Raw genomic sequence first — 17,837 nt, forward strand, 5'->3', positions numbered from 1 at the left:
GACCGACGGTCTCTTTTCGCGGCCCGGCGTAGCACCGCTATGACTCGCTTCGAGACGCCATCTCCGCGTCGGAACGGCCGCCGACGAGACGAGGGAGGGCGGCCGTGAGCCGGGCGTATCGCACCGTTCCGGAACCGGCCACCGCCGAGTTCGTCGTCCAGGGCTCGGAGTTCATCGGGCACGTCCGGCCCGTCGAATCCGTCGACGCGGCCGAAACCTTCGTCGACGCCGTCCGCAAGGAGTACGCCGACGCGACCCACAACGTGCCCGCCTATCGCGTCCGGGCCGGCGACGAGGAGACGGACGGCCACTTCCTCCGGGAGTACTCGAGCGACGACGGCGAGCCCTCCGGCTCGGCCGGGAAACCGGCGCTGAACGTCCTCGCGCAACAGGACCTCGAGAACTGTGCGGTCGTCGTGACGCGCTACTACGGCGGGACGAACCTCGGCGTCGGCGGCCTCGTCCGGGCCTACTCCCGCGCCGTGAAAGAGGCAGTCGAAGCGGCCGGCATCGTCGAGGAGCGGCCACACGAACAGGTCGTGATCACCGTCGCGTACGACGATTCCGGAACCGTGCGATCGATCTTGGAGAGCGAGGGCTACGAGTTCGCGGCCGACTACGAGGCTGCAGTCACCTTCGACGTGCGCGTCCCGCGTGCGGAGGGCGAGGCGTTCCGGGATCGCATTCGAAGCGCAACGAGCGGGCGCGCCGACCTCGAGTGATGGACTGACTCGGGGGACGACCGGCAGCCGTCGCGAGGAGCATCAGCCGACGGATCGGTTCGGGAGCCGTCGTTCGATTTCCTCGTGTGCCGCCTCGAGGGCCGCGAGTTCGTCGCGTTCGAATCGCACGTCGAACAGGCCGCGAGAGACGACGAGTTCGTCGTTGCGAAGCCGGACGTGGGAGACGGTCGATAAAATAGGATCTTCGAGAGAGTATCCAACCCGATAGATACCGTGTACATACCAGCCGATAGTCGTCACGCTTCTTCGAATCGCTCTCGAGGTCCGGATCGAGGGTCGAAATATATAACCGATCGAATGCGACAGCAAATATGAACAAAATCGAGGCGGCGGACTACCACGCTATCGCGGGCGTCGAGGACCCCCAACTCTCGCCGGACGGCGAGCGCGTCGCGTTCGTTCAACGGCGTCCCGAGGACGAGGAATCGTACGCGGCGACGATTCACGTCGTTCCGATCGGCGGCGGCGGACCGACGCAGTTCACCGTCAGCGACGGCGTCGACAGTGAGCCCCGGTGGAGTCCCGACGGCGAATACCTCGCGTTCGCCAGCACCCGCGGCGAGGGAGACGATCGCGAGCAGCTCTGGATCGTCCCGACGAGCGGGGGTGAGGCCCGACGTGTCACGTCGGTCGTTGGCGGCGTCACCGATCTCGCGTGGAGTCCGGACGGCTCCCGACTGTGCTTCACCCAGCGGGTCACCGCGGCCGACCGAGAGACGGGACGCGATCGGGCGGTCGACTCCGAATACGAGCGCGACGAGCCTGATCCGCGCGTGATCGACCGCATGATCTACCGCGCGGATACGGCGTACCTCGACGGTCGGCGTAATCACGTCTACGTCCTCGCGGTCGAGACGGCGCTCTCGAATACCCCAGAGCCCGACGGCGACGCGATCACGCGACTCACTGGCGACGGGGAGCCAGCCGGCGCGGACGTCGACTACGTCGCCCCAACGTGGGGTGACGACGAGACGATCTACTACGCCGCCAAGACCGGCGACGAGGCCGACGACTCGCTGGAATACGAGCTGTACGAGCACGACCTCGAGTTGGATGCGGTCGACGCGTTCACGGAAACGACCGGCTGGCTCGAGTCGATCGATGCCACCGCGGACGGCAAGGTTGCGTTCGAGTACACGCCGGAAGAGCGGGCCTCGATGCGCCAGACGGAACTCCGCGTCCACGACCGCGAGAGTGGGTCGGAGACCACCCCGACGGAGCCGCTGGATCGAACCATCGGCCACCGGTGTGAGTTCCAGTGGGGACCTGACGGTGATGTGCTCTACTTCAGCACGCCGGACGAGGGATCGCGCGTCGTCTGGTCGGTACCCGGAGACGCGAGCGAGGAGCCGACGGCGGTCTACGGCGACGGCGTTACCGTCGAGTCGTTCGATGTCGGTCGGAACGCGATCGCCTACGTCCAGAGCGAGTGGGACCACCCCGGCGATGTCTTCGTGACGACACGGGGTGGAAACGAGACGACCCGGCTGACCCGGGTCAACGACGAGTATCTCGCGGATCGGGCCGTCTCCCAGCCGGAAGCGGTCCGGTTCGAGAGCGACGGCGCTGCCGGCCAGCTACAGGGGTGGCTTCTCACCCCACCCGACTTCGATCCCGACGAAACCTATCCGCTCGTCGTCGAGATCCACGGCGGTCCACACATCCACTGGACGACGGCCGGCACGATGTGGCACGAGTTCCAGACGCTCGCAGCGCGGGGCTACGTCGTCTTCTGGTGTAACCCGCGGGGATCGACCGGCTACGGCGAGGACCGGGCGACGGCCATCGAACGCGACTGGGGAGCGGTCACGCTGACCGATGTCCTCGCCGGCGTCGACGCGGTCTGCGAACGCGACTTCGTCGACGCCGACGACGTGTTCGTCACCGGCGGCAGCTTCGGCGGATTCATGACCGCCTGGACGGTCGGCCATACTGACCGCTTCCGCGCGGCCGTCTCCCAACGGGGGGTCTACGATCTCACCGGCTTCTACGGCTCGACGGACGCCTTCAAACTCCTCGAGGGGGACTTCGGGACGACGCCCTGGGAAGAGCCCGGCTTCCTCTGGGAGCAGTCACCCGTCGCTGCCGTCCCAGATGTCGACACGCCGACGCTCGTGTTGCACTCGGATCGCGACTACCGCACGCCGGCGAACACCGCAGAGCTGTTCTACCACGGGCTGAAGAAACACCGCGTCGACACCCGGCTCGTCCGCTATCCCCGCGAGGGCCACGAACTCTCCCGCTCCGGCGAGCCAGCACACGTCGTCGACCGCCTCGAGCGCATCGCCCGCTGGTTCGACGGCTACTCGGCTCACCACGAGACACCGCCAGCACTCGAGCGCGACCGCGACGCGGGCCTCTCCGCGCAGTCGGACGAAGCGGACGAGGACGAGACGGCGGGCGACGACACGGCGGCGTGACGCGAGCGGCGCTCGAACGTCCGCTTCGTCTGGGTTCGATCGAGACGATTTTGGCCGGCGAAAATCGGGTTCGACCGGAAACGTGGAGGTGAGGGAGCAGCTATACGTACGCTCACGTTCGTCGTTTCAACATGGACAGAAACGTCGGCGGAGCCGACCGCATCGGACGGGTCATCCTCGCAGCGATACTGCTCTCGCTGGGCTATCGACACCGGCAACACACGCTCGGAACGCTGGCGTTTATCGCCGGCAGCGATCTCCTCGCAACGACGGTCATCCAGCGGTGTCCGGTCAACGCCGTGCTGGGAATCAATACCGTCGAGACGGACGCGTCGTAGCGGTGCGATCGATGCGAACTGAGAAGCGGGAGGCGTCACGAGAACGAGCGACTGCTTACTCGGCGGGATCGGAGGGCGCGACGTCGTCGACCGACGGTGCGCCGATGGCGACGACCGAGACCGATCCCTCGGCGTCGTCGGGATTGTACGCTCGGTGTGGCGAGTCTAGCTGGGCCGCGAACATCGAGCCTGCGGAGACGACGCATTCTCCCGCCGGCGTCTCGACGTGAAGCGTTCCCGAGAGGACGAGAAACGCCTCCTCCTGCGTTTCGTGGACGTGGCAGGCCAGCGGAACAGTTCGTCCGACTCCGCGTCGAACGGTTGATCGCGACGGTGTTCAACCCCGCCGCCTCGTTCAGTCGGCGGAGGTCGCAGAAGCATTCGGCGACTCACCCGAGGCCGTCAGGATCGACGACATCGTACTCCAGAGGCGGTTAGTTCGGGGCGACCCGCAAAAGTCCGTCACTACCCGTTCGCTCGCCGACAGTTGGCAGTCGAGCACTCAGGTCGTCCGGAACGCGCGGTCACCGGCGTCGCCGAGGCCGGGGACGATGAAGCCGTCGTCGTCGAGGCGGTCGTCGATCGAGACCGTCAGCAGGTCGGCCTCGTCGAACTCGTCGTTGACTCGAAGCAGCCCCTCCGGTGCCGAGACCGCAGAAAGGACGATCAGATTCTCCGGTTGGACCGCGTTCTCGACGACGTGCTCGAGGACGGTACACATCGTACTCCCCGTTGCGAGCATCGGATCGGCGATGATGACGGTGTCCTCCTCGTGGATCTCGGGGAGTTTCACGTAGTCGACCGAGATCGGGAACGAACCGTCCTCCGCGCGGCCGGCTTCCTCGTCGCGGCTCGCGCTGATGACACCCTGTCGCGCCCGCGGGAAGGCCTTCAGCAGTCCCTCGACGAACGGCGTCGCCGCGCGCAAGACGTTGATGATGACGACATCGTCGAGCCCGCGGACGCGCTCGCCCATCGTCTGCTCGAGGGGCGTCTCGATCTCGACGTACTCGGTTTCCATCCGACCGTCGATGATCTCGTAGCCACAGATCCGGCCGAGTTTGACCAGCCCCTTCCGGAAGCTGACCTGCTCGGTCTCGACATCGCGCAGGCGCGAGAGCGTGTCCTTCGCCAGTCCATGCGTAATGAGATAGGCGTTGTCCCGGTTTTCGATCGGCATACCCGTACAGCCACCCGCCGGGTAGTTCACAGTGTCGATCACCGGCGACCGCGTGTCGGCTCGCGATTCGAGCTGGTGGAGGCGCGGGAAATACCGTCTTGAAACCGCTAATCCGCTGTTACCGGGCCGTCGATGGACCAGCGATCCGCGTTCGCGTGTCGTCGTCACGAGGTGAAAACGGCGGTTTGCGGCCGGAAACGATCGTAACAGTGGGTCCGGTTTAATCGACCCACCGGTGTAGCGCTCGATGCCTCATCACGGGCACTGAACTACGATGGGACACCAGTACGAGCAACAGCAACGGCAAGGACGGACCGAACAGCAGCCGACACGAATGCCCAGCAAGCGGCCGATGAGCGGCAACCAGGGAACGAGCGGTCAACAGCCACGGCCGATGGGTGGCGGACAGCAACCGATGACCAGTGGGCAACAGCAACCGACGGCCGGCGGCCAACAGCCGATGAGCGGCGGGCAACAGCCCTCCGGCCAAGCGATGGCCGGACAGGAGGCCCAGGGCCGGCAGTCGTTCGAGAACCACCTCACCAACGAGCTTCGGATCGCGCTCGAGGACTTCACGGAACTGTCGCACATCGCCGACTGGTGTGCGAAGATGTGTGCGTCGGAGGGCCCACAGCTCGCGACGTGTGCGGCGATCTGTCGTGACATCGCGGAACTGGCCGCGTTCAACGAGAAGCTGATCGCGCGCGACTCGATGTTCGGCCCCGAGGTCGCGGACACGTTCGTCCGGATCGCCGAGGAGAGCCTGCCCGAACTCCGGCAGTTCCAGCAGCACTCGCACGTCGCCGAGACGATCGCGGCGATCGATCGCACGATGGACTCCTGTCTGACGCTGCTCGAGACGGTCGAGGGCGGCCGACAGATGGGCGGCCAGCAGATGGGTGGGCAGCGAATGGCAACACAGCAGCCAAGCGGCGGGCGGACGAGGGGATAATCGGCGGCCAGTAGACGGCGAGCGAGGCAACGACCGGGGAGCGGTCGCTCCCTGCTGACCACCCCCGTCCAAGCGGTCGACGGGAGAAGTTTATACCTATCCGCACGCTACCACTCGGCCAGCCGAATGGAAGAGAGCATCTCGGGGTTCAAAGTTCGCGGTGACTGGGGCGACATCGTCGAACATGGCGAGCGTATCACGCGCGCGCTTCGGGACGTCGACGTTCACGATCCTGACGGAGAGACCGGTGCGCGCTTCGCGCGTGCCTTTGAGGAGTGGGAAGAGTGGCGTCCCAAAGCCCACGAAACCCTCGACTCCGACGTCAGCGAAAAAACAGCGGACCAGGCCAGCGTCGAAGAGGGAAAAGGCGAGAGAGCCGGGAAAGAGCCGGACGAGGACATCAAGACCGCCGGGGAGAAACTCTCGGAGTCCTACGAGCAACTCGAGGAGGACGATGCCGAGGCCGCGGTCGACAACTGGAAGCAGTCGGTCGATTACGTCGCGCGGGCGGCCGATTCGGCGAGTCGGAAGGCATTGCGCCGCGTCGAGGACACGGTCTATCAGAACGTGATGACCCAGCTCGCGCCCTACTACTTCGACAACGAACTCGTCAGTGCCAACGTCCAGCAGTCGACGCGCAACGGCGGCAACGGCGAACAGTTCGTCTTCGAGGTCAACGTCAACGACGACGAACTGAAAGAGGAGGTCTCCGACCGCCTCGCCGAATACGAGGACGAGATCGACCGCTGGCACGTCGAGGTCGAGAAAAACACCGACGCCGCCGAAGCGATCGAGGGCGCAGAGCCGCCGCCGGATAACGGCGACAGCTCGAAATCGACGACGAACTGACCGCTCGAACCGGTTCGAGTGAAGGATGTCCGCCGGGAGTGCCCTCGAGAGCGACGGAGACGCATCGATCGCAGCCCACGTAGTTGACTATGTTTTTAAATGATATAGTTAATATGTTTCCGGAGTGTCCGTCGTGACAGTAAACGCGGAGTGACGATGGGACTGACGAGACCCACGACGCGAAGCGGTTGCTCGAGCCGAATACGAACGAGACACCGTTCAGCGTCGGCATACTGGGCTGGTTAGTCCTTCTCAACGGACTGCGGATCGGTAGTCAAGGCATTGTGAGCCCGCTGGAGAACGGGCCGGCAATCGTCGTCGGTGTCTGTACAGTCGGAATCGGCTGGACGCTCATCACTGGCCGACCGGTCGGTCTCGCCGGTGGATTCCTCGGCTGGAGTTTCCACATTACAGCGGGGGGTGTTGGGATTCTCGACTCGGGGACTGTCCAAGACGATGGTGACCTACTACTCGGGGTCATGACGGCTATAACACTCTGGCTGGTCGGGCTGTGGGTCCTGTACAAACACAGGGCGTTCTTTCTCGAGCACGCGCGGCCGATGCCGAGCCGGGCGAGTAAGTCGCCACGTTCGCAAGCGTGCTGGTGGTCGGGATCGCGAGCCGGTTCGTATCGTGGGCAAGCAGGGTCGACTCGAGCGGCGAATCGATAGCGAAGCCGCTACTCGGTCGGCTCCTGCTGGCGACCCTCGGCACCGCCGAGTCCCGGGACTGCGACGCGGCGTTCCACGCGGCCCATGACGTTCGTCGCCGACAGCACCAGGCCGAGATAGACGATCGCGAGCAGCCCGAAGACCGACGTGTACTCGAGGGTCGAGGAGGCGATGTCGCTGCCACGATAGTACAGTTCGGGCACCGTAATAAACCCCGCCAGCGAGGAGTACTTGATGAGGTAGACGAGTTCGTTCGTCCAAGCCGGAATCGCGTACCGTAACGTCTGTGGCAGGACGACGTGGCGGATGCCCTCGAATTTCGACAGCCCGATCGCGCGTGCAGCCGTCAACTGCCCTTCGTCGACGGTCTCGAGCGCGCCGCGGATGTACTCGGCCTGGTAGGCCGAGCCGTTGATCGTGAATCCGAGGATGGCGATCCAGAACGCGTACCCGGGAACGAACCCGCGTCCGACGATGGAAAGATCGTTGAGCCAAGCTGACAGCGGTAGTCCGTAGTAGAGGACGAACAGTTGCGCGAGCAGCGGCGTCCCGCGGATCAGCTCCGTGTACGCGAGCGCGAGCCACCGCAGCGGGCCGCCGTAGACCCGCAGGATCGCGAGGGGAACTGCGATACAGAACCCGAGTACGATGCTGCTCAGCGTCAGGATGACCGTATACCAGGCACCGGTCGCCAGCGCCGGCCCGATCTCGACGCCGAGCGCCGCCGCGTTGGCTGCGGACGCGAGCCAGCCGAACGGGATGCCGAGCGGCCCGAGCGACCCAGCGGCGGAGGAAAGCGACGCGGCCAGCGCCTCGAACGGGGCCGGCGAGAGGAAGGCCTCGCCGGCACCCGGGCCGATGCCCGAGCCCGCGAGTACCCAGTCGTAGAGCCAGCGCGCCAGCAGCCAGCCCCAAAAGACGAGCCCGGCGAGTACCGTGAGCAGGTTCCCGGCGCGGTCGAACGAGCCACGGAGTCGGTCACGGGCAGTCGGTCCCGGCTCCGTCCCGGCGACCGGGTCCCGCTCGGTCGCCGTTGTGGCGTCGGTCCCCTCAGTCATGGTCGTGGCTGATGTTCTCGAAGAACTGCGCGGTCCGCTCGTGGGACGGGTTCTCGAACAGTCGTTCGGGCGGCCCCCGTTCGACGATCTGCCCATCGGCGAGGAACGTGATACCGCTGGCCGCGCCGCGGGCGAAGCGCATCTCGTGGGTGACGACGACCATCGTCATTCCCTCGTCGACGAGTTCGTCCATTACCGTGAGCACCTCGTTGCTCAGTTCGGGGTCGAGCGCGCTCGTGGGCTCGTCGAACAGCATCACCTCGGGGTCCATCGCCAGCGCGCGGGCGATCCCGACGCGCTGTTTCTGACCGCCGGAGAGCTGTGCCGGGTACGAGTCAGCCTGGTCCGCGAGGCCGACGCGGTCCAGTTCGGCATCGGCCCGCTCGCGGGCCGCTTCCGCGCTCATCCCCCGGACTTTCCGGAGGCCGAGGGTAATGTTCTTGCGGGCGGTAAGATGGGCAAACAGGTTGATGTCCTGGAAGACCATCCCGATCTGCTGACGGATTTCGTTCGGATCGGTATCCGAAGCCGTCACCTCGGTGTCGCCGAGATAGATGTGGCCGCTGTCGATCTCGGTCAGGCAGTTGAGACACTGTAGCAGCGTCGACTTGCCGCTCCCGCTCGGGCCGACAAGCACCTCGACATCGCCGCGATCGATCTCGAGGGAAACGCCCCGCAGGACCTCCTCGGCCCCGTAGGACTTGTGGAGGTCCTCGATCCGCAAGAGCGGGTCCGTCGCTGCGGTCGCGGACGACGGCGGAGCGGTCCGCTCGTCGCCATCGCCGCGTCGGTCGTCTGCTGTACGTCCATCACCGTCGTCCGTCCGAGGATTTGTCACGACGAGTCACCTGGAATTGCGAAGTAGTTGCTTCCATAGTCGAGCGTCCGATTAACGACGAACGTCAGGACGAAGTAGATCAGACTCATAAAGAGGATGATTTCGAGGACCGCGGTGGTCTGCTGGAGGAACAGATCGTGGCTGCGCTTGAGCAGTTCGGCGAGGCCGATCGCGAACGCGATCGAGGTGTCCTTGAGCACGATCGTGAACTCGTTTTGGAACCCGGGGACGCTCCGGCGGAGCGCCTGGGGAACGACCACGTGTCGAATTCCCTCCAAGCGGCTCATCCCGATCGATCTGGCCGCGGCCAGTTGGCCCTCATCGATGCTCTCCAAAGCGCCGCGGAAGATCTGTGACTGGTAGGCCGCACTCCGGAAGCCGAGCGCGAGCGTCGCCGCCATGAAGGGGCCCGGCACGCTCGTCGGCACGGTAAACGGCGTCGGCCCGAGTGCGGTGTCGACGGCCGTCAGGACCGCGACGATCGCATTGATCGGAATGTCGATGGGCAACACGTAGTAGGTGAAAATCATGATGACGATGATCGGCGTTCCGCGCAGCACCACGCCGAACTTGCGGACGAGCGTCCGCAGGACACCGTCGCCGTACACCTCGATCGCCCCTGCGGGAAAGCCAAGCAGGAAGCCGAGCACGAGGCTGGTCACCGTGAGGAGAACGGTAAGTACCGTCCCCCCGAGCAGATAGTCGGCATTCGCCGTAACGAACTCCCAGTCACCGACCTGAAATGGCCCTCCTGCGACCGGATCGACCAGCGCCGGGGCCGTCTCCGCGACGGCGAGGACTCCGTCCGGCCGGTGTGCAAGCGCTGCCAGGGACTGTCCCAGCCAGAGCGTGAGATCCATCTATGATCGCTCGGTTAGCCGCTGAACCACTCTTCGGAGATCTCGTCGTACTTGCCGTTCTCGCGGACCGCCGCCAGCCCCTCGTTGAGCGCCTCGAGCAGGTCGTCGTCGTCCGGCCGGACGGCGAAGCCGAACTCCTCGCCGGTCTCCTCGATGAACGCGACTTCCACGTCGCGCTCGGACGCGAACGTCTCCGCGACCGGATCGTCGAGTACGACGGCGTCGATCGTTCCGGATTCGAGTTCCTCCGTGGCCAACACGTAGTTGCCATAGGAGTTGAAGTCGCTCTCGGCGATCACGCCGGGTGCGATCAGGGAGTCCTTGACAAGCATCTCGCCGGTTGTTGCGCTCTGGGCCCCGACGGTCGTTCCCTCCAGGTCCTCGAGCGACTCGGGTTGAAAGTCGCCGTCGGACCGGACGAGAATCGCCTGGTCGGCGCTGTGGTACGGGTCGGTGAAGTCGAAGGATTCCTGGCGTTTCTCGTTGATCGTCATTGCCGCGGCAATGACGTCGATCTTGCCGTCCTTGAGGGCTGGCGGGAGCCCATCGAACCCCTGGTCTTGCCACTCGGCCAGTTCGTACTCGGTCTCGCCGACGATGGCCTCGAGCAGGTCGATGTCGAACCCGACCAGATCGCTGCCCCGCTTCATCTCGAACGGCGGGAAGCCGGCGGCCGTTCCCGGGACGATCACGTTCTCGTCGTCGGGGTCCGGGGAGTCGCTGCCGCTGCCCTCGAGACAGCCGGCGAGTCCAGTTACAGCGATTCCCGCAGTACCCGATAGTTTCAGATACTGGCGGCGGTCGAGCGCATCCGTGTCGTCCGTCCGTTCCGTGGTCTCCATACCCAGCACTAGAATAGCAATGGTTTATGTGTTAAGATACGGGTCGAACGAGGAGGCGATCGACGGCCGGGTGGGAACGAGAGGGACGTGAGCGGATCGAACGGGTCCCGACCGTGTGTTGCCGTCCGCTCTGCCGGCAGCGGGAGGTCGGCACACACTTGTAGGGGCCGCTAATAGGGACCCAGTAGATGGTCGATATCGCCACGTTCGGCACCTTTGCCGTGGCCGCAGTCGCGAGTCTCTTCATGGCCTGGGCGATCGGTGCCGGCTCGAGCGGCTCGACACCCTTCGCGCCGGCGGTCGGCGCGAACGCGATTTCGGTGATGCGGGCCGGCTTTCTCGTCGGCCTGCTCGGCTTCGCCGGGGCGGTCCTCCAGGGCGCGAACGTCTCCGAAGCGGTCGGCACGGAACTGATCGCCGGTGACGTCACGCTCTCGTCGGTGGCCGCGACGCTCGCCCTGCTTATCGCAGCCGGGTTGGTGGCGATCGGCATTTTCACCGGCTACCCGATCGCGACGGCGTTTACGGTGACCGGTGCGGTCATTGGAACCGGGCTCGCCATGGGCGGCGACCCCGCGTGGGCGAAGTATACCGAAATCGCGACGCTGTGGGTTCTGACGCCGTTCGTCGGCGGCTCCATCGCCTACGCGGTCGCCCGCGCGCTCCGCTCGGAGGTGATCGCCGAGGAGTCCCTCATCATCGTGTTGGCCGCCGTCGTCGGCGCGATCGTCGCCAACATCGAGTTCGCGATCCTCGGTTCGTCGGGGGGCGGCGGCGCGTCGATCGCACAGGCCTCGAGCACGTCGCTTCCGGGTCCGGCGGTCGCCGGCACCGCCCTCGCGACGCTCGCGATCGCGGCGCTGTGGGCGGTCGCGATCGGGGTCGACCTTCGAAACGGGACGGAGCGAGGCGAACGCCACTTCCTGCTCATCCTCGGGGGGCTCGTCGCCTTCTCGGCCGGCGGCAGTCAGGTGGGGTTGGCGATCGGGCCGCTGATTCCCCTGTCGGGGGAGCTCGACCTCCCGCTGCTGGCGATGCTCGTCGGCGGTGGGTTCGGTCTCCTGGTCGGCTCGTGGACCGGCGCGCCGCGGATGATCAAGGCCATTTCGCAGGACTACTCCTCGCTGGGGCCGCGGCGGTCGATCGCCGCGCTCATCCCCTCGTTTATCATCGCGCAGGCCGCCGTCTTCTACGGCATCCCGGTCTCGTTCAACGAGATCATCGTCAGTGCGATCATCGGGAGCGGTTACGCCGCGGCCGGTGCCGGCGGTGGCGTCAGCGCACGGAAGATGGGCGTTACCGTCCTCGCGTGGGTCGGCTCGCTGGCCGGCGCGGTCACCGTCTCCTTTATCGGCTACACCGCCGTCGCCGCGCTCGTGCTCTGATCGATGCGACATCGAACGGTCTTTACCCGAGAGGTCGTGAGTTCGACGCATGGACGAGGACGCCGTCGACGGCACCGACACCGCCGACGAAACGATACAGTGGCGTCGAGATGCCAGTACCTCACACACCGTACGACTCCTGTGGGCGTTCGGCGTCGGCACCTTCTTCGCCGCGATCGGGACCGTCGTCTGCTGGCGACTGTACAGGCTCGGCAGCGAGGCTGCGGGCGATCCCGGCGGGACCGTCGTGCTCGCTGCCATCGCGGCGTTCGCGGTGACCGTTCTCGCACTGGCCGCCTCGAGCCACACCGAGGCCCACCTGGCGCGGATCGCCGATGGACTCCCCATCGACGCACCGACGGGAACGAGCCTGGATCGTGCAGTCGACGCCGCCGTCGGCACGGTCGTCATGGGAATGGTCATCGGCGTACTGATGGGTATCGGGCGGTACGTCTCGCAAAACGAACTGCTGGCCGTCGGTGCCGGCCCGTTCACCGGGCTTGCCGCCCTGTTGATTCCGGGGGCCCTCATCGCACTCGTCCTCGCCTCGTTCCTGCAGTCGGTCGGCGCACTCGACCGCGAGGAGGGGACGATCTACCTCTACGAACCCGAACAGCGAATCGATCTCGCGATGATCGAAACCGTCTCGGCCCGACAGATCGGGGATGCAACCGTCCTGAATCTCAGGTACGCACAACCGGATAATCAGTACGTCCAGGGCCCACGCCGGGTCGTCGTTCCGCCGGCAGTCGCACGCGATGTCAGGGCGCTCGTCGGTTCGGAGGAGTAACGCAGTCACTCGTCGTTTTCATCGGGTTCAACACGTGCGGGTTCACTGTCCGGCTCTTCGGTGCTGCCTTCCGCCGCCTCGAGTTTCGTCAGCCGGGCCATCATGATTCGGGTGTTTTCGACGTCTTCGACGGTGATACGAACGCCGTCGTAGGTGATCTCCTCGCCTTCCTCGACGAGCCGCCCGGCGCGGTTGAAGATGAAGCCGGCGATGGTCTCGAACTCCTGGCCCTCGGGCAGGTCGATATCGAGCGCCTCGTTGACGTCCTCGATGTTGACCTCCCCGCGGACGAGGACGGTGTCGTCGTCGATCTCCTCGATGGGCTGTTCCTCGCCGCCCTCGAGGATCTCGCCGATAATCTCCTCGATCATGTCCTCCATGGTCACCAGCCCCTCGGTGGTCCCGAACTCGTCGATGACGATCGCCATGTGCATCCGGTTTTCCCGCATCTCGGTCAGGAGTTCGTCGACGTTCTTCGACTCCGGAACGTGCAGCGTCGGCTGGATGAGGTCCGCGAGCTCGAGTTCGCCGTCGTCCGCCTCGCCGTAGTTCAGGTCCCGCACCAGATCGCGGATGTGGACGACACCTTGCACGTTGTCGAGGCTGCCCTCGTAGACCGGAATGCGGGCGTGGCCGCTCTGGATACAGGTCTCGATCGCTTCGTCGATAGCGGCGTCTTTCGGGACCGCCGTCATGTCGAGACGCGGCGTCATCACCTCCTTGACGATGGTGTTGTTAAAGCGGAAGATCCGCGTGAGCATCTCGTGTTCTTCCTCCTCTAAGACGCCCTCGCGTTCGCCGGACTCGATCATCTCCTGAATCTCGTCGCGGGTGACGTACGGCGACTCGATCGGGCCCGTCGACCCGATGAGCTTGTTGATCTGTCGGGTGAGGTAATCGAAAAGGACGATCAGCGGAAAGAGGAGGTACTCCGTGGCCTTCAGCGGTCTCGCGATGCGAATCGACCACGCTTCCGTGTTCTCGACGGCGTAGGATTTGGGAACGCTCTCGCCGAACAGGAGCACGAGGGCAGTGATCCCGAACGTCGCCAGCAAGACGCCGGCCAGCCCCCCGAAGTGGATCGACAGGATCGCCGTTGCGATCGAGGACATCGCGATGTTGACGACGTTGTTGCCGACCAGGATCGTCACGAGCAGCCTGTGAGGGTCGTCCTTGAGTCCCTTGACCAGGCTCGCACCCGGGATATCATCCTCGATCATCCTCTCGAGGCGGTGTTTCGGAAGGTTGAACATCGCGATCTCCGACGAGGAAAAGAACGCGGAGAGCCCAATGAGGGCCGCGATAGCGACCACTCCGAGCACCGTCACTGTGGACTGATCGAACCCGACACCCACGACTGGGACCTCGTAGGCGGCCAACGGGACCGCAAACAGCGGAGACAACGCCATTGATATACAGCGTTATGGCTGGATCGGTTAACCGTTTCCCATTTTCCACCGACACATGGCCATCGACACCGGCGACGACACGTTTACCCGGCCGTTTCCCGTACAGGCGGCCATGAGCGAGACCGGCGAGCCACCGATCACGTTCTACCGACTGCAGGGCTGTCCGTACTGTGAGCGCGTCACCCGGCTGCTAAACGAGTACGACCTCGCGTACCGCTCGCGGTTCGTCGAGCCGATGCACTCCGACCGCGACGTCGTCAAACGCGTCGCCGGCGTCCGGACCGTTCCCGTCGTGGTTGACGAGAATACGGGGGTCACGATGGCGGAAAGCGCCAACATCGCCGACTACCTCGAGGCCACCTATGGCGCGGGCGACCGCCCCGACGCGGCCGCGGCGAGCGCCGGAGGTGACGCCTGATGCCGGCGTTCGATGTCGTCGAGTTGGGTCCGGCGGACCACCCCGACCCCGGCGCGGAAGCCCCCGACTTCACCCGGCCGCTCGTCACCGACGAATTCTGGGAGGACCGGACGCTCTCGAGGCTCGTCAGCGAGACCGACGGACCGACCGTCCTCGTCTTCACGCCGATGACTGGGTCCTTCCTCGCCACGTACGTCTGGGACGAACTCGCGGAGCGAAACTGGGACGACCGCGCGGGCCGGGTCGTCGGCGTCACGGCCTCGACACCCTACGGCATCAAACGCTACCTCGACGACAACGGGTATCCGTTCGCGTTCTTCGCCGACCCGAGCAACCGGGTGGCGGCGTCGTACGGCGTCGACCACGATCTCGACGGGATGACCGGTATCAGCGAACCCCGCGTCGCCTTCTTCGCGCTCGACGACGACCGCACGGTCGAGGGCGCGTGGGTCGCCACCGACTGGCCCGACTTCCCCGACTACGACGCGCTCGAATCGGAACTCGGCCTCGAGTAAGGGCTCGAACCCGAACGATACCTTTTTGCTCGACATCCGCCGACTTCGAACCGAATGAGCGAACTCGACCGCGCGGCCGACGCGATCGAATCGGGGGCCCTCGTCGTCTATCCCACCGAAACGGTCTACGGCCTCGGCGGAGCGGCGCTCGAGCCAGAGCCCGTCGAGCGCATTTTCGAGGTCAAAGGCCGTGACCGCACGAAACCGCTCTCCTTCGCCGTGCCGTCGGTGCCGTCGGCGCTGCAGTACGTCCGTGCGACCGACCGGGAGCGGCGGTTCATGGCGACGTTCCTCCCCGGGCCCGTGACGGTGCTCTGTCGGCGACGGGCGGCCGTCCCGGACGAACTCACGGCGGGCCGCGAGCGCGTCGGCGTCCGCATCCCCGACAACGACCTCGCGCTCGCGCTCTGTGAGCGAGCCGGCACGCCGATCACCGCGACGAGCGCGAACGTCAGCGGCCGCGAGAGCGCCCGCCGACTCGACGACCTCGACCCCGAAATCCGCGAAGCGGCCGCGGTCGTCCTCGACGGCGGCCGAACCGACGGCGGGACCGAGAGTACCGTCGTCGACGTCTCGAGCGGGACGATCCACCGCCGTGGAGCGCAGGCCGACGAGATCGACGCCTGGCTCGAGCGCCACTGACGGCGGGACGAATTCGACAGCGGGCTGGGACGATCCGACGGTGGAAGCCGCTCGCGAACCGCTCAGATGGGAAAATTATTTGATTTCGGGCCAACATGTTTCGTACGTCACCGCATGCACCGTCGTTCCCAACACACCGAGTCGTGGGTTCGGACGCATCCAGTGCTGTGGTTCGTCCTCGCTATCACCGTCCCCGGGCTCGGCTATACCGTGAGCCAACTCGTGATCGCCGATCGAGCGCTCGCGAGTGCAGCACCGGTCGGCCTCGTCTTCGGTCTCGTCTTCGCCGCCGGGACCGCGTTCCTGAAAGTCGCGCTGGATCGGTAGGTCTCTCGAGGCGAGCCCATGTGGGCTACTCGATCCCTAACAACGATCGGAGCGTCCGCATCTTGACGCCACACTCCGCCACGAACTCGCAGGATTCGCACTTCGAGCGGTTGGTCGTTCGCGCGGGTGGGCCATCCAACTCGCGGACCGCCCGAAGTGCGCTCCGATACTGCGCCGTCCGCCGCGTCGTCAGTTCGAACGAGCGGATCACGCCGTAGGCGGGATACTCGAGCCAGGCCCGGTCGACCGTCTCCTGGTGCTCCCAGGCCAGCGCCTTCGCGGCCGCGACCGCGTGGACGGACTGGGGTTCCCAGACGCCGTGTTCGGGCGGTCGTCCCGACGAGATCAGCGTCGGCTCGAGCGGATCGGCGAGAACCTTATGAACAACGCCACGACAGTGGCGACCGGTCGCGAACACCGCTCGGTCAACGGGGGTACAGAGCCGGTCCCAGTGGCCCGCGTCGGCGAGTCGCTCGCGGGTCGCACCCAACCGATCGCGGTAGCGAGTGGCCGGAACGGCGATCGGTTCCTCCTCGAGAGCCCCCAGCGGGGACTCGAGCAGGTCGTCGTACCGGGTCGCAAGTGCCCGAATCGACTCGACCTCGGGCGGCGGCTCGCGGTCCTCGTCCGGCAGCCGTCGCTGGTAGTAACACTTCCGCGGACAGTAGGCGGCGGTCCGCAGATCGCTAAACGAAACCGGAGTCCGTGTCACACCCCGTCTGGTCGCGGCTTCGTATAAGAAGTCTCGTCGCGGCGGCGGTCCTCGGAGAACGGATCGGTACAGCCGCGATTGAACCCGACGGAGGAGCGAGGATGGCGACGATCCCGCGACGCGTTGATTCTCAGACACGGGAGACCGACGCCTGCTCACACGATCGCGGACGAAATCAGCCTCAGAAGTCCACGTCGGTCTCCATGCCCTCCGTCGCGTCCTCGAGACCGTCCTCGCGGAGGTCGGAAGTCATGCGCTCGGAGAGGTCGGCGTCAGCGAGGATGCTGTCGAACTCGTCACGATAGCGGTCGTTCGCGGCTCGTGACTGGTCTTCCGCATCGGCAACGCGGCGGTAGCGACGGATCTGGGCTTCGCTGACGTCGTACTCCGCGGCCAACGTCGTGTCGTCCGCCTCACGGTCGCGGATCGCCGCGAGATCGACCTCGTCGGCGTCGTCCTCCCCGACGAGATGCAGCGATAGTCGCGCCTCGAAGACCTCGGCCGCCTCGACGCCGAGTTCGTCGGCGATTGCCGCATCGCTGGTGTCGTCGTAGAAGGCTCTGGCGACCCGTATTAGTTCGTCGTCCGAGAGTTCCGTCTCGAACTCGTAGCGCTCGCGCATCTGCTGGACGACGCTCTCGAGTCGGTCCGCGTCGGACCGCTCGTCTCGCTCGAGGGACCCGCGGGTGTTCTCCTGCGATTCGGTGACGGTTTCCTCGCCGTCAGTGACGTCGGTGAAAATATCTCGGAGTTCCTCGGTTTTCTCGTTCATGGGTGGACACTCCAGACGGGAGTCTATTTAAGCCTGTTGCCAGATCACGTTGGGCGGCCGAGTCACACACGGTCGACAATTATAAACTCGAAATAGTGAGGAAATTTTCGCAAGAC

General features: G+C 65.5%; 21 protein-coding genes. 11 read left to right on the top strand and 10 right to left on the bottom strand.

The genetic code is table 11. The annotated features are described in order from the left end of the window. Positions 1-104: 104 nt before the first annotated feature. Complete coding sequence (locus tag C486_RS10930; protein ID WP_008456053.1) at positions 105-722, top strand: IMPACT family protein; 618 nt, start codon at positions 105-107, stop codon at positions 720-722. Positions 723-764: 42 nt separating this feature from the next. Here the strand turns inward: C486_RS10930 and C486_RS10935 are convergent, their stop codons facing one another. Then, positions 765-983, bottom strand: a complete 219-nt coding sequence (locus tag C486_RS10935; protein ID WP_008456054.1) for a hypothetical protein — start codon at positions 981-983, stop codon at positions 765-767. A gap of 71 nt (positions 984-1,054) precedes the next feature. Here C486_RS10935 and C486_RS10940 point away from each other — a divergent pair, with 71 nt between their 5' ends. Together C486_RS10940 and C486_RS10945 are read left to right on the top strand one after the other, a co-directional pair. Then, positions 1,055-3,163: a S9 family peptidase gene (locus C486_RS10940; RefSeq protein ID WP_008456056.1), complete on the top strand. Its 2,109-nt coding sequence runs from the start codon at positions 1,055-1,057 to the stop codon at positions 3,161-3,163. A gap of 131 nt (positions 3,164-3,294) precedes the next feature. Then, positions 3,295-3,501 (top strand): YgaP family membrane protein, encoded by a 207-nt coding sequence (locus tag C486_RS10945; RefSeq protein WP_008456057.1) that lies wholly within the window; start codon positions 3,295-3,297, stop codon positions 3,499-3,501. Positions 3,502-3,556: 55 nt separating this feature from the next. Here the strand turns inward: C486_RS10945 and C486_RS22655 are convergent, their stop codons facing one another. Both C486_RS22655 and upp read right to left on the bottom strand, forming a co-directional pair. After that, positions 3,557-3,790 (bottom strand): cupin domain-containing protein, encoded by a 234-nt coding sequence (locus C486_RS22655; protein ID WP_338042897.1) that lies wholly within the window; start codon positions 3,788-3,790, stop codon positions 3,557-3,559. 213 nt (positions 3,791-4,003) lie between these two features. Then, positions 4,004-4,681 (bottom strand): uracil phosphoribosyltransferase, encoded by a 678-nt coding sequence (gene upp, locus C486_RS10950; protein ID WP_008456063.1) that lies wholly within the window; start codon positions 4,679-4,681, stop codon positions 4,004-4,006. A 274-nt stretch (positions 4,682-4,955) separates the two neighbouring features. On the opposite strand from upp, the gene C486_RS10955 reads away from it, so the two are divergent. Both C486_RS10955 and C486_RS10960 read left to right on the top strand, forming a co-directional pair. After that, positions 4,956-5,633 carry a hypothetical protein gene (locus C486_RS10955; protein WP_241432496.1) on the top strand — a complete coding sequence of 226 codons (678 nt, stop codon included), beginning with the start codon at positions 4,956-4,958 and terminating at the stop codon, positions 5,631-5,633. Positions 5,634-5,759: 126 nt separating this feature from the next. Further along, a complete protein-coding gene (locus C486_RS10960) occupies positions 5,760-6,482 on the top strand; it encodes a DUF5828 family protein (RefSeq protein ID WP_008456067.1) in 723 nt (240 codons plus the stop codon). A gap of 679 nt (positions 6,483-7,161) precedes the next feature. On the opposite strand, the gene C486_RS10965 is transcribed toward C486_RS10960, so the two are convergent. From C486_RS10965 to C486_RS10980, 4 genes are read right to left on the bottom strand one after another with little or no spacing between them, the layout of a single operon-like run. Continuing rightward, complete coding sequence (locus tag C486_RS10965) at positions 7,162-8,211, bottom strand: amino acid ABC transporter permease (RefSeq protein WP_008456068.1); 1,050 nt, start codon at positions 8,209-8,211, stop codon at positions 7,162-7,164. After that, the gene (locus C486_RS10970; protein WP_008456070.1) at positions 8,204-9,049 is read right to left on the bottom strand and encodes an amino acid ABC transporter ATP-binding protein; all 846 of its coding nucleotides are present in this window, start codon (positions 9,047-9,049) and stop codon (positions 8,204-8,206) included. The genes C486_RS10965 and C486_RS10970 overlap by 8 nt, the downstream gene beginning before the upstream one ends. Beyond that, positions 9,046-9,909: an amino acid ABC transporter permease gene (locus C486_RS10975; RefSeq protein ID WP_008456072.1), complete on the bottom strand. Its 864-nt coding sequence runs from the start codon at positions 9,907-9,909 to the stop codon at positions 9,046-9,048. The genes C486_RS10970 and C486_RS10975 overlap by 4 nt, the downstream gene beginning before the upstream one ends. Positions 9,910-9,923: 14 nt before the next feature. Then, on the bottom strand, positions 9,924-10,751 hold the full coding sequence (locus tag C486_RS10980; RefSeq protein WP_008456074.1) for a basic amino acid ABC transporter substrate-binding protein: 828 nt from the start codon (positions 10,749-10,751) through the stop codon (positions 9,924-9,926). A gap of 188 nt (positions 10,752-10,939) precedes the next feature. Between C486_RS10980 and C486_RS10985 the strand changes: the two genes are divergently transcribed. Both C486_RS10985 and C486_RS10990 read left to right on the top strand, forming a co-directional pair. Next, entirely contained in the window at positions 10,940-12,136 is a 1,197-nt protein-coding gene (locus C486_RS10985) for an inorganic phosphate transporter (protein ID WP_008456077.1), read from the top strand. A 49-nt stretch (positions 12,137-12,185) separates the two neighbouring features. After that, positions 12,186-12,926 (top strand): hypothetical protein, encoded by a 741-nt coding sequence (locus C486_RS10990; protein ID WP_008456078.1) that lies wholly within the window; start codon positions 12,186-12,188, stop codon positions 12,924-12,926. Positions 12,927-12,931: 5 nt separating this feature from the next. On the opposite strand, the gene C486_RS10995 is transcribed toward C486_RS10990, so the two are convergent. Further along, positions 12,932-14,335: a hemolysin family protein gene (locus tag C486_RS10995; protein ID WP_008456080.1), complete on the bottom strand. Its 1,404-nt coding sequence runs from the start codon at positions 14,333-14,335 to the stop codon at positions 12,932-12,934. 112 nt (positions 14,336-14,447) lie between these two features. Between C486_RS10995 and C486_RS11000 the strand changes: the two genes are divergently transcribed. From C486_RS11000 to C486_RS11015, 4 genes are all read left to right on the top strand, one after another. Next, a complete protein-coding gene (locus C486_RS11000; protein WP_049910458.1) occupies positions 14,448-14,753 on the top strand; it encodes a glutaredoxin family protein in 306 nt (101 codons plus the stop codon). Then, entirely contained in the window at positions 14,753-15,268 is a 516-nt protein-coding gene (locus C486_RS11005; protein ID WP_008456086.1) for a redoxin domain-containing protein, read from the top strand. The genes C486_RS11000 and C486_RS11005 overlap by 1 nt, the downstream gene beginning before the upstream one ends. A gap of 54 nt (positions 15,269-15,322) precedes the next feature. Further along, a complete protein-coding gene (locus tag C486_RS11010; protein WP_008456087.1) occupies positions 15,323-15,910 on the top strand; it encodes an L-threonylcarbamoyladenylate synthase in 588 nt (195 codons plus the stop codon). Positions 15,911-16,024: 114 nt separating this feature from the next. Then, on the top strand, positions 16,025-16,237 hold the full coding sequence (locus C486_RS11015; RefSeq protein WP_049910439.1) for a hypothetical protein: 213 nt from the start codon (positions 16,025-16,027) through the stop codon (positions 16,235-16,237). Between the two features lie 25 nt (positions 16,238-16,262). Here C486_RS11015 and C486_RS11020 read toward each other — a convergent pair whose 3' ends face one another. Further along, a complete protein-coding gene (locus tag C486_RS11020) occupies positions 16,263-16,949 on the bottom strand; it encodes a CRISPR-associated protein Cas4 (protein WP_008456090.1) in 687 nt (228 codons plus the stop codon). A gap of 181 nt (positions 16,950-17,130) precedes the next feature. Then, positions 17,131-17,721 (bottom strand): hypothetical protein, encoded by a 591-nt coding sequence (locus C486_RS11025; protein WP_008456093.1) that lies wholly within the window; start codon positions 17,719-17,721, stop codon positions 17,131-17,133. Positions 17,722-17,837 lie beyond the last annotated feature (116 nt).

Origin of the sequence: Natrinema gari JCM 14663 (assembly GCF_000337175.1) — an archaeon.
GTDB classification, from domain to species: Archaea; Halobacteriota; Halobacteria; order Halobacteriales; family Natrialbaceae; genus Natrinema; species Natrinema gari.

Bases quoted from the DNA above. Each gene is read 5' to 3' on its own strand.
- C486_RS10940 (WP_008456056.1), top strand. From the start codon at position 1,055: ATGAACAAAATCGAGGCGGCGGACTACCACGCTATCGCGGGCGTCGAG.
- C486_RS10945 (WP_008456057.1), top strand. From the start codon at position 3,295: ATGGACAGAAACGTCGGCGGAGCCGACCGCATCGGACGGGTCATCCTC.
- upp (WP_008456063.1), bottom strand. From the start codon at position 4,681: ATGCCGATCGAAAACCGGGACAACGCCTATCTCATTACGCATGGACTG.
- C486_RS10955 (WP_241432496.1), top strand. From the start codon at position 4,956: ATGGGACACCAGTACGAGCAACAGCAACGGCAAGGACGGACCGAACAG.
- C486_RS10960 (WP_008456067.1), top strand. From the start codon at position 5,760: ATGGAAGAGAGCATCTCGGGGTTCAAAGTTCGCGGTGACTGGGGCGAC.
- C486_RS10965 (WP_008456068.1), bottom strand. From the start codon at position 8,211: ATGACTGAGGGGACCGACGCCACAACGGCGACCGAGCGGGACCCGGTC.
- C486_RS10975 (WP_008456072.1), bottom strand. From the start codon at position 9,909: ATGGATCTCACGCTCTGGCTGGGACAGTCCCTGGCAGCGCTTGCACAC.
- C486_RS10980 (WP_008456074.1), bottom strand. From the start codon at position 10,751: ATGGAGACCACGGAACGGACGGACGACACGGATGCGCTCGACCGCCGC.
- C486_RS10985 (WP_008456077.1), top strand. From the start codon at position 10,940: ATGGTCGATATCGCCACGTTCGGCACCTTTGCCGTGGCCGCAGTCGCG.
- C486_RS10990 (WP_008456078.1), top strand. From the start codon at position 12,186: ATGGACGAGGACGCCGTCGACGGCACCGACACCGCCGACGAAACGATA.
- C486_RS10995 (WP_008456080.1), bottom strand. From the start codon at position 14,335: ATGGCGTTGTCTCCGCTGTTTGCGGTCCCGTTGGCCGCCTACGAGGTC.
- C486_RS11000 (WP_049910458.1), top strand. From the start codon at position 14,448: ATGAGCGAGACCGGCGAGCCACCGATCACGTTCTACCGACTGCAGGGC.
- C486_RS11005 (WP_008456086.1), top strand. From the start codon at position 14,753: ATGCCGGCGTTCGATGTCGTCGAGTTGGGTCCGGCGGACCACCCCGAC.
- C486_RS11010 (WP_008456087.1), top strand. From the start codon at position 15,323: ATGAGCGAACTCGACCGCGCGGCCGACGCGATCGAATCGGGGGCCCTC.
- C486_RS11015 (WP_049910439.1), top strand. From the start codon at position 16,025: ATGCACCGTCGTTCCCAACACACCGAGTCGTGGGTTCGGACGCATCCA.
- C486_RS11025 (WP_008456093.1), bottom strand. From the start codon at position 17,721: ATGAACGAGAAAACCGAGGAACTCCGAGATATTTTCACCGACGTCACT.